Source organism: Azospirillum sp. SYSU D00513 (assembly GCF_017356015.1).
GTDB lineage: Bacteria > Pseudomonadota > Alphaproteobacteria > Azospirillales > Azospirillaceae > Azospirillum.
Window position 1 is genome coordinate 101,819 of record NZ_JAFIQV010000022.1, and the last position, 9,011, is coordinate 110,829.

Here is a 9,011-nt window from a genome sequence, read left to right on the forward strand (position 1 = left end):
TCAGGCCCTCATCGTCTTGGCGGCGTCCTTGACGGCCGCCCGGATGCGCTGGTAGGTCGCGCATCGGCAGACGTTGCCGTCCATCGCCGCGTCGATGTCCTCGTCGGACGGATTCTGGTTCTCGGCCACCAGCGCGATGGCGCTCATGATCTGGCCGGACTGGCAATAGCCGCACTGCACGACGTCCATCTTCTGCCAGGCGGCCTGAACGGCCTGGGCGGCCTTGCCCTGGACGCCCTCGATGGTCGTGATGGCGGTGCCGGCGGCGGCCTCGACCGGCGTCACGCAGGAGCGCGTGGGCGTGCCGTCGATGTGCACGGTGCAGGCGCCGCACTGGGCGATGCCGCAGCCGAACTTCGTGCCGGTCATGTTCAGCTCGTCCCGCAGGACCCACAGCAGCGGCATGTCGGCCGGAACGTCGACCTCCCGCTCCTGGCCGTTGATGTTCAAGCGGATCATGTGTTCCTGCCCTCTTCTTGGCGTGGCGTTAGGCCCTTGGCCCCGATCGTCCGCCCCCACGGACCATCGGACGGCGCGGCCGGTCCATCCCCCGGAGGCCAAAGGAACGTACCGGTCGGTAACATGTCAAGCGCTTTGCGGCCCCGGAAGGTCACGGGCCGGCGGGCGGATCCCTATGGATGACCGCCCGGCCCCGAAAAAGGATCCTTCGGCGGGAGGGCTGCCTCGATCAGCCGTTCCGCCACGCTCGGCAGCACGTCGAAGGGGCCGTTGCCGGGGCCATAGGTCTGGCTGGCCGCGTAGGCCCCCTCGATCAGCAGGGCGAGCGCGCTCGCCAGCCATTGCGGGTCGGCCGCCCCGGCGCTCTCGGCCAGGGCGGCGAGCCGTTCGTTCAGCTTGGCCTTGTTCGCGATAACCAGCAGCCGCACCGGGTGTTCCGGATCGGGGAACTCCGCCGCGACGTTGACGAAGGGGCAGCCGCGGTATCCGGGCGCCGCCGCCTTCGCCGCCATGTCCACGAAGAGCTGGACCATCTGCCGGCGGGGGTCGCCGGGATGGCGGGACAGGCTGTCCTCCCAGAAGCGCCAGAACTCCTCGTCCTTGCGCCGGAGGTAGGCGGAGACTAGTTCGTCCTTGGAGGCGAACTGGCGGTACAGGCTCATCTTGTTCACGCCGGCCTGGCGGACGACGGCGTCCACGCCGACGGCGCGCACGCCCTCGCGGTGGAACAGCTCCACCGCCGCGTCGAGCAGGCAGGATTGCGCCTCGGCCCCCGGCATGCGCCGCGCGGGCCGGGCGGCACCCTCCGGCTTGTCCTTGCCCTTCTTCATCGGTTGCCCTTCGATTCGGAGCGACCGCCGCTCAATAGGCCGGATCGTCCCGCCGGGGCAAGGGCGGCGTGACCCGGCGCCGCCGGCGCTCGCCTTAGACCGTCGAGAAACGGAGGAGCTGCCGGTGCTCGTAGACCTCCGCCGGATCGAGGCGCGCCATGGCCGGCCAGCGGTTGGGGGCGTCGGGGTAGCGCTGCGTCTCCAGCGCGATCCCGCCCTCCCGGCAATAGCGCCGCCCGCCCTTGCCCACGACCCGGTCGGTGAGGTAGGCGCCCGTGTAGACCTGGAGGCCGGGCTGGTTCGTGAAGAGATCGAGCCGGCGGCCCGAGGCCGGGTCCTCCAGCCAGGCGGCCAAGTGGAGGCCGTCCTCGCCGGCCTCCCCGTCCAGGCACCAGTTGTGGTCGAAGCCGATGCCGCCCACCTCGCCGATCGCCTCGCCGATGGCGCGGCCCTGCCGCAGGTCGAAGGGCGTTCCCCCGACGGGGCGGAGTTCCCCCGTCGGGATCAGAGCCTCGTCCACCGGCAGCCAGTGGCCGCCCAGCACGCCCAGCCGATGGCTCCGAATGTCGCCCGAACCCTGGCCGGCGAGGTTCCAGTAGCTGTGATGGGCCAGGTTGACGACGGTTGCCTCCTCCGCCATCGCGGTCATGCGGATGTGCAGCGCGTCCTCGGCGAGCCCGTAGGTCACGCTGGCCGTCAGGGTGCCGGGATAGCCCTCCTCCCCGTCCGGGGAGAGGAGCGAGAAGGTCACGGCGTTGCGGTGCGGCAGCGGGACGGCGGTCCAGACCCGGCGGTCGAAGCCCTGCGGACCGCCATGCAGCTGGTTCTCCCCCTCGTTGCGGGTGAGCTGGTGGACGGTCCCGTCCAAGGTGAAGCGCCCGCCGGCGACCCGGTTGGCGTAGCGGCCGCAGGTCCCGCCGAAATAGGCGTCGCTCGCCAGATAGTCCGGCAGGGTGTCGAAGCCGAGCACGACGTCCGCCGCCCTCCCGTCGCGGTCCGGCACCCACATCTCCAGCAGCCGCGCGCCGAAGGCGGTGAGCTTCGCCCGCATGCCCCGCCCGTTGGTCAGGACGAAGCCGGGCACCACTGTGCCGTCGGGCATGGGCAGGAAAAAGGCTTCGATGGTCATGCTCGGCGCTCCCGGCTCCGGTGTCTGGACGCTTTCCATCTTGTAGCGGAGGCGGGAATCCGGAGAAAGCCGGAAGGTGCCGGAGCCTCAGGCGGCCGGGGACAGCAGGGGAAGCACCGCGTGCAGGTCCGGCAGGATCATGGCGCAGCGCGTCCGCATCTCCTCGGTCGGGGGAAGCAGGTCCGGCACCATGATCACCCGGGCGCCGGCAGCACAGGCGGCGCGGACGCCGTTGTAGGAATCCTCCAGCACGAGGCAGCGCTCCGGCGTCCTGCCGATCTCCCGCGCCGCGCGCAGGAACAGGTCGGGGTGCGGCTTGCCGCGCTCGACGTCGTCGCGCGTCACGATGACCTCGAAGCGGTCGAGGATGCCGGCGCTGCGGAGGTGGAGGTCCGCCTTTGCCCGGCTGGAGGAGGTGGCGACCGCCTTCGGCAGGCCGAGGGCGTCGATGCGGTCCAGCAGCTCCGGCACGCCCGGCTTGACCTTCAGCAGGCCGGCCTTGATCAGCAGCTCCGTCTGCCGGCTGGCGTCCGCCAGGAAGCGGTCGGCCGCGAAGTCCGGTCCGAACCGTTCCAGCACCAGGAGCCGGCACTGGTCGGCCGGCACGCCGATCATCGCGTGGCAGAGGCTTTCCGGCGCCTCGAAGCCCATTCCGGCGGCGGCGGCGGCCAGCCCGCGCATCGCCAGGCTCTCGGTGTCGACGAGCAGCCCGTCCATGTCGAAGATGACCGCCTCGACGGGCAGAGCCTGCGCGGAATGGGCCGGGGCGGGGGCAGCGTTCATGTCCGGGAATCTCGTCAGTTTCATCGCAACGGTTCGGGGCCACAGTTTAGCGGAAGAGTTCAGCGCAGCAACGCGGCGGCGGCGGCGCGGGGTCCCTTTCGCTGGAGCGCGGCCATGGCGCGCGACAGCCCCGTCCGGAAAGCCTCCAGCCGAAGCAACTCCGTCCCGAAGACCTCCTCCATCCCCAGCACCAGGGCGGCGAGCCGGTCCATGTCCGCGCCCGCCGCGCCGCCCAGGCGCCTCATGCGCTCGGCGAGCGGATCCTGCATCGCCGGGGAACAGGGGCCGGTGTGGCAGAGAACCCAGGCGGCGACGGCGAGCAGCGTGCAGGGCGCCGGGCGTCCGGCCTCCAGGTTGTCGCGCAGGCCCGCCAGCAGCCGCGCCTGGAGCTTGTCCGACCCGTTCCGTCCCACCCGGTCGAGCTGGTGCACGATGCCGGGATTGCGCCAGCGCCGCACGAGCTGGCGCGCGTAGGCCTGGATGTCGTGGCCGCTCGGCGGCAGAGTCGGCATCTGCTCGTCCAGCATGAAGCGCAGGACGTAGGAGGCGAAGACCGGGTCGTCCATGACCTCCGCGACGGTGCGCAGCCCCTGCAGGGCGCCCAGATAGGCGATGGCCATGTGCGTGCCGTTGAGCAGCCGCAGCTTCGACGCCTCCCAGGGCGCCACGTCCGCCACGAACTCGGCGCCCGCCTCCTCCCAGCGCGGGCGCGGCCCCTCGAAATCCTCGATCACCCATTGGCGGAAGGACTCGGTGGAGACGGGCGCCTCGTCGGCGAGGCCGAGCATCGCGGCCGCGTCGGCCAGGTCGGCGGCCTCCACCGCCGGCACGATCCGGTCGACCATCGTGCAGGGGAACTGCACCGACCGGCCGATCCACTCCGCCAGGGAATCATCGAAGACCGCCGCGTAATCCATCGCCGTGCGGCGCAGCGTGCGGCCGTTGGCCGGCAGGTTGTCGCAGGACAGGACGACCGGCGGGCGCCGGCCTGCCTCGCGCACGGCGGCCAGCCCCCGGACCAGGAAGCCGAGCGCGCTGGATGGCGCGGAGCCGCGCGCGGCGTCCCGCAGTTCCCCGCGAATGCCGGGGTGGTCGAGGCAGAGCCGCCCGGTCGCCGGGTCCAGGCAGTAGGCCGAGGCCGTCACCGTGAGCGTCACGATCCGGGTGGAGGGGTCCGCGATGCGGGCGATGAGCCCCGCCGGATCGTCCCGCGCGTACAGCACCCCGCGGACCGTGCCCACCACCTCGGCGCGGACCGAGTCCGGACCGCGTTCGAGCACCGTGTAGAGCCCGTCCTGCGGGCGCAGCCGGTCGCGCGAGGCGGGACGGACGAGGCTCGCCGCGACGATGCCCCAGGAGGGCGGCGCGTTCCCGCTTCCGGCCGCCGCCTCGGCCTCCATGGCGCGCTGCGTGAAGACGGCCTGGTGCGCGCGGTGGAAGGCGCCACATCCCAGATGCAGGATGCCGGTCCGCAAGGCCGCCATGTCGAAGCGCGGGCGCCGGATGGACGGGGGCAGGCGGGCAAGCGTGTCGAGCGATAAGCGTGGCGTCGGTGCGGGTTGCAGGCTGGCGCTGGCAGGGAAATTGAGTAAGGCGGCCCTTTGAGCGGACAGGTTAGCCACGTTCGAACGTCCTCCTTAGCCTCCGCAGGGGAGCGTAACCAGAGCCGGACAACCGGCGCTGTCTAAGGATGGTTCCGGAATGATTCCCGCCCGATCGGGAAGGACAGACCCAATGTTCGAAAGCGTACAAAGCCTTCCGAGCTCGAATTGCTTATTTCATCGGACATGTTCGCTACACCAACCTTATTGACGACAATGACCCCAAGACATAGGGCGAGGGCACCAGCGGCAACTTTTTCATGGTTTTTGGCAGGGAATGGCCGCCCTGGCGCAACGATCCGCGTGATGCTGCGTTTGTCAGGGCGGCAAGGCGGGACCCTGGCCGTTCGGATGCGCGCGGAGCCGTCCCCGATGGGAGAGACGGAGCGCCTGCCCCACCGGTCCCGCCCATTCACGAAGGCCGCGGCCGGCTCCGCCGGCGCGGATGTACAAGGTCGAGGGGATGTCCATGGGAAAGAGTCTTGTTCTGGCGCGCGTCGGGCGCAACTCGCTGCACCGCGGCTGGATCGACCAGGGGAAAGCGAAAAACTGGGACCTCTATCTCTGCCCCTTCCAGGAGATCCCGCCGCAGGACGGGCTGGACTGCACCGTCGGGGAGGTCATTCCCGGTCCGAAATGGACGGGGCTGCGGACCCTTCTCAACGAATGGAAGGGCTGGCGGGAGTATGATTACGTTTGGCTGCCGGACGACGACATCTTCGCCAGCCAGGACACGATCAGCGCGATGTTCGACGCCGCCCGCGCGCTGGACTTCCAGCTCTTCGCGCCAGCCCTTCACGAGAGTTCGCACTACGCCCACTATGTCGCCATGCGCAACCAGCGCTTCTTCGCGCGGCGGGTGGGCTTCGTCGAGATCATGATCCCCGGCTTCAGCCGGGCGGCGCTGGAGCGGCTTCTGCCGACCCTGGACCAGTCCAGCACGGGCTGGGGCTGGGGGCTCGATTCGCTCTGGCCGAAACTGCTGGACTACAAGGGGCTGGGAATCATCGACGGCGTGCCCGTGCTCCACACCCGCGCCGTCGGCAAGTTCCGCGACGAGGATCTCAGCCGCCGGGTGATGGCGGAATCCGACCGCATCCTGACCGAGAACGCCTGCGGCCAGCGCATGGTCACCTTCGGCGGCATCGGTCCCGACCTGAAGGACATGGAGTTCGGCCCGGACGAGCTGCTGGTCGAGCTGGTCCGGGGCTGGCAGTACCTGTTCGACGGGAACCCGCGCCTGCTGCGCTGGATCGTCGAGCAGCAGGAGGCCTTCTTCGCCGGAAAGCCCTACCCGGTCGAGGGCACGCCCTGCTGAGCTCCTTTGCCGAGCCCCTTGCCGAGGAGGGGCCGGAGCGCGCGGTCCCCTTCCGGGCGCTTCCTTGTCACCGCGCCCGCGCCTTTCCCTCAACAACCCCTTAACCATAAGAAACGGACACTGAGGCCAATCCCGCCGGCGCCGCGCAGGACGCGCGCACGCCGGCCCGGGTTTCCCGAAAAGGATCGGCCATCGTGTCTGGACTCAGCCCCTTCCGGCTGCTCACGCTCCATTATGGCTTCTACCAGCTGTCGGCCGCGCTGGCGGGCGGCTTCGTGGGGGCCTACCTGCTGAAGCTCGGCTTCAGCCTTCCCATGGCCCTGCTCGCCTACGCCGCCCTGCTGACGCTGCGCTTCGGCCTGCGCTTCGTCGCGCTCGCCGCCGTGCGGCGGCTGGGCTACCGCGGGGCGATGGCGACGGGCGCGGCCCTGGCCGCCACCCAGTTCCTGCCCCTGCTCTGGGCCGAGGACCCGGTCTGGCTCGGGATCTGGCTGCTGGTGGTTTCCCTCGCGGAGTCGCTCTACTGGCCCGTCTACCACGCGGCCGTCGCCGTCACCGGCGGCCAGTCGCGCGGTCGGGAGCTGGGGATCCGGACCGCGGTCGGCGCGCTGGTCGGCGTGCTCGGCCCGCTGGCCGGCGGCTTCCTGCTGGAGCGGTTCGGGCCGGAGGTCGATTTCGCCATCGCCGCCGCCCTGTCGCTGGCGGCCGTCCTGCCGCTCCTGGCGCTGCCCGGCATTCCCGCCGGGCCGGTGCCGACCTTGCGCGATTCCGTCCGCGCCGTCGACCGGGCCGGCATCGCCGCCTTCGCCGCCGACGGCTGGATGGCGTCGGGCCTGGCGCTGGCCTGGCCGATGGTGCTCTTCATCACGCTGGATTTCCGCTACGAGTCCTTCGGCATCGCCAACGCCGCCGCCGGCCTGGTCGGCGCCGCCGCCGGCCTCGTCTGCGGCCGCGCCATCGACCGCGGGCAGCGCGACCGCTACCTCCTCCTGGTGTGCGCCGCGCTGGCGCTGGGCTTCGCCCTGCGCGCCTGCGCCACCTGGTCGCCGCTCGCCGCCACCGTCGCCAACGCGACGGGCGCCGCCGTGCACGGCCTGTACGTGCCCGTGCTGATGAGCGTGGTGTACGACCGGGCGAAGGAGTCCGGTTCGGCATTCCGCTTCCACTTCTCGGCGGAGGCCGGCTGGGACGTCGGCGCGATCCTCGGCTGCCTCGCCGCCGCCGCCGTGGCCTGGGCGACGGTCACCCCCTCCCTCGCCCTGCTGCCCGCCGCCCTCGGCGTCGTGGCGGTCCATGCCTGCGTGCGCGGCCAGGCCGTGCCGGCGGCGCGCCTGCCCCTTGGGGAAACCGTCCCGGCGGGCTGAGCCGCGCCGGTCCGCGCGTCCGCCACGCCCTCCCCGACACGCCTTCGTTCCCGCCCCCGCCGGCCCGCCCGGCGGGGGCGTTCCGATTCCGGACCGCGGCCGGCGGCCGGGGCGTACGGTCCCGAAAATCGTCACCCGCTCGGCCGCCGGGCACCGCTATCTTATCACCCGATCTTATCGTCCTGACCCTCCCCAAGCGCCCGAGCCACAAGGGATTCCCTAAGTGAATGGCTCATGTTTTTTGTCAGCAGGGGGAACTGTTCAGAAAGACGACAAATCCTCTTGCGCGGATATGGTATCTGGTATACGGTATCGCCAATGACGCCCTGCGGCGATAAGCCGCGGCGGGCAAGAGAAACCCGGCGCCCCCCGGCGCCGGGAATGGGGTCGGAAAACGCCATGAACCGCATCAGCTTCGCCGTCGAGCCGCTCGATCCGGGCCAGAGCTTCAAGGCCAAGGCCTATCAGGCCCTGCGCCAGGCCATCACCCAGATGGACATCTACGGCCAGGAGAGCGAGATCCGCCTCGACGAGCGCCAGCTCTGCGAGGCGCTCGGCGTCAGCCGCACCCCGGTGCGCGAGGCCATGGCCCTGCTCGAGCAGGAGGGCTTCATCCGCTCCCAGCCGCGCCGCGGCATCTTCGTCGTGCGCAAGACCAAGGCGGAGATCATCGAGATGATCACCGTCTGCGCCGCCCTGGAAGGCATGGCCGCCCGGCTCTTCGCCGAGCGCGCCACCGACCAGTGCATCGAGGATCTGCGGGCGGCCTTCGAGCGCTTCGAGCAGGAGGGGGTGGACGGCCACATCTCGGAGTATTCCGACGCCAACATCGCCTTTCACCAGAGCATCGTCCAGGCGTCGGGCTGCCAGCTCATCGGCGACCTGATCGAACGCTTCTTCGTCCACATGCGCGCCATCCGCCGGGCAACGATCCGCAGCGGCGGGCGGGCCGACACCTCGATCCATGAGCACCACGAGATCATCCAGGCCCTTGCCAGCCGGAACGCCGATCTCGCGGAGCGGCTGGTGCGCGAGCACACGCTCGGGCTGGCCCGCTTCGTGGAACAGCACTGCGACTTTCTCGACTGACACTCTCGACGACTCTCGACCGAACGAACCTGAACCTTTTGACGCTCCGGAAGGACACACGCTTATGTCAAGTGCGGCTGCAACACTCGATAAGACCCAGGCCACGGATGCATCGGAAGTCGGTGCGCCGCCGGCGCTGACGGACGGTTTCCAGCTCGTCATCGACGCGCTCAAGCTCAACGGCATCGAGAACCTCTACTCCGTGCCGGGCATTCCCATCTCCGACCTGCTGCGCATGGCGCAGGCCGAGGGCATGCGCGTCATCTCCTTCCGCCACGAGCAGAACGCCGGCAACGCCGCGGCCATCGCCGGCTTCATCACCAAGAAGCCGGGCGTCTGCCTCACCGTGTCGGCCCCGGGCTTCCTCAACGGCCTCACGGCGCTGGCCAACGCCACCACCAACTGCTTCCCGATGATCCTCATCAGCGGCTCGTCGGA

Annotated in this window: 9 protein-coding genes; 4 read left to right on the top strand and 5 right to left on the bottom strand. The window is 70.5% G+C overall.

The window, feature by feature from the left end:
* The 5 genes from JUB11_RS17395 to JUB11_RS17415 form a co-directional block, all read right to left on the bottom strand.
* The gene (locus JUB11_RS17395; RefSeq protein ID WP_207459831.1) at positions 1–459 is read right to left on the bottom strand and encodes a (2Fe-2S)-binding protein; all 459 of its coding nucleotides are present in this window, start codon (positions 457–459) and stop codon (positions 1–3) included.
* 173 nt (positions 460–632) lie between these two features.
* Positions 633–1,289 (bottom strand): TetR/AcrR family transcriptional regulator, encoded by a 657-nt coding sequence (locus JUB11_RS17400; protein ID WP_207459832.1) that lies wholly within the window; start codon positions 1,287–1,289, stop codon positions 633–635.
* Between the two features lie 94 nt (positions 1,290–1,383).
* Positions 1,384–2,418: an aldose epimerase family protein gene (locus JUB11_RS17405; protein ID WP_207459833.1), complete on the bottom strand. Its 1,035-nt coding sequence runs from the start codon at positions 2,416–2,418 to the stop codon at positions 1,384–1,386.
* Positions 2,419–2,505: 87 nt separating this feature from the next.
* Positions 2,506–3,201: an HAD family phosphatase gene (locus JUB11_RS17410; protein ID WP_207459834.1), complete on the bottom strand. Its 696-nt coding sequence runs from the start codon at positions 3,199–3,201 to the stop codon at positions 2,506–2,508.
* A 59-nt stretch (positions 3,202–3,260) separates the two neighbouring features.
* Entirely contained in the window at positions 3,261–4,823 is a 1,563-nt protein-coding gene (locus JUB11_RS17415) for a mannitol dehydrogenase family protein (RefSeq protein ID WP_207459835.1), read from the bottom strand.
* Positions 4,824–5,271: 448 nt separating this feature from the next.
* Between JUB11_RS17415 and JUB11_RS17420 the strand changes: the two genes are divergently transcribed.
* The 4 genes from JUB11_RS17420 to JUB11_RS17435 all read left to right on the top strand — a co-directional run.
* On the top strand, positions 5,272–6,120 hold the full coding sequence (locus JUB11_RS17420; protein ID WP_207459836.1) for a hypothetical protein: 849 nt from the start codon (positions 5,272–5,274) through the stop codon (positions 6,118–6,120).
* 194 nt (positions 6,121–6,314) lie between these two features.
* Entirely contained in the window at positions 6,315–7,484 is a 1,170-nt protein-coding gene (locus JUB11_RS17425; protein ID WP_207459837.1) for an MFS transporter, read from the top strand.
* Positions 7,485–7,883: 399 nt separating this feature from the next.
* Positions 7,884–8,573, top strand: a complete 690-nt coding sequence (locus JUB11_RS17430; protein WP_207459838.1) for a GntR family transcriptional regulator — start codon at positions 7,884–7,886, stop codon at positions 8,571–8,573.
* Positions 8,574–8,637: 64 nt separating this feature from the next.
* Positions 8,638–9,011: thiamine pyrophosphate-binding protein (locus JUB11_RS17435; protein ID WP_247887132.1), on the top strand; the 374-nt coding region annotated here is incomplete at its 3' end.

Coding starts and splice junctions, on each gene's coding strand:
- JUB11_RS17395 (WP_207459831.1), bottom strand. CDS start 459: ATGATCCGCTTGAACATCAACGGCCAGGAGCGGGAGGTCGACGTTCCG.
- JUB11_RS17400 (WP_207459832.1), bottom strand. CDS start 1,289: ATGAAGAAGGGCAAGGACAAGCCGGAGGGTGCCGCCCGGCCCGCGCGG.
- JUB11_RS17405 (WP_207459833.1), bottom strand. CDS start 2,418: ATGACCATCGAAGCCTTTTTCCTGCCCATGCCCGACGGCACAGTGGTG.
- JUB11_RS17410 (WP_207459834.1), bottom strand. CDS start 3,201: ATGAACGCTGCCCCCGCCCCGGCCCATTCCGCGCAGGCTCTGCCCGTC.
- JUB11_RS17420 (WP_207459836.1), top strand. CDS start 5,272: ATGGGAAAGAGTCTTGTTCTGGCGCGCGTCGGGCGCAACTCGCTGCAC.
- JUB11_RS17430 (WP_207459838.1), top strand. CDS start 7,884: ATGAACCGCATCAGCTTCGCCGTCGAGCCGCTCGATCCGGGCCAGAGC.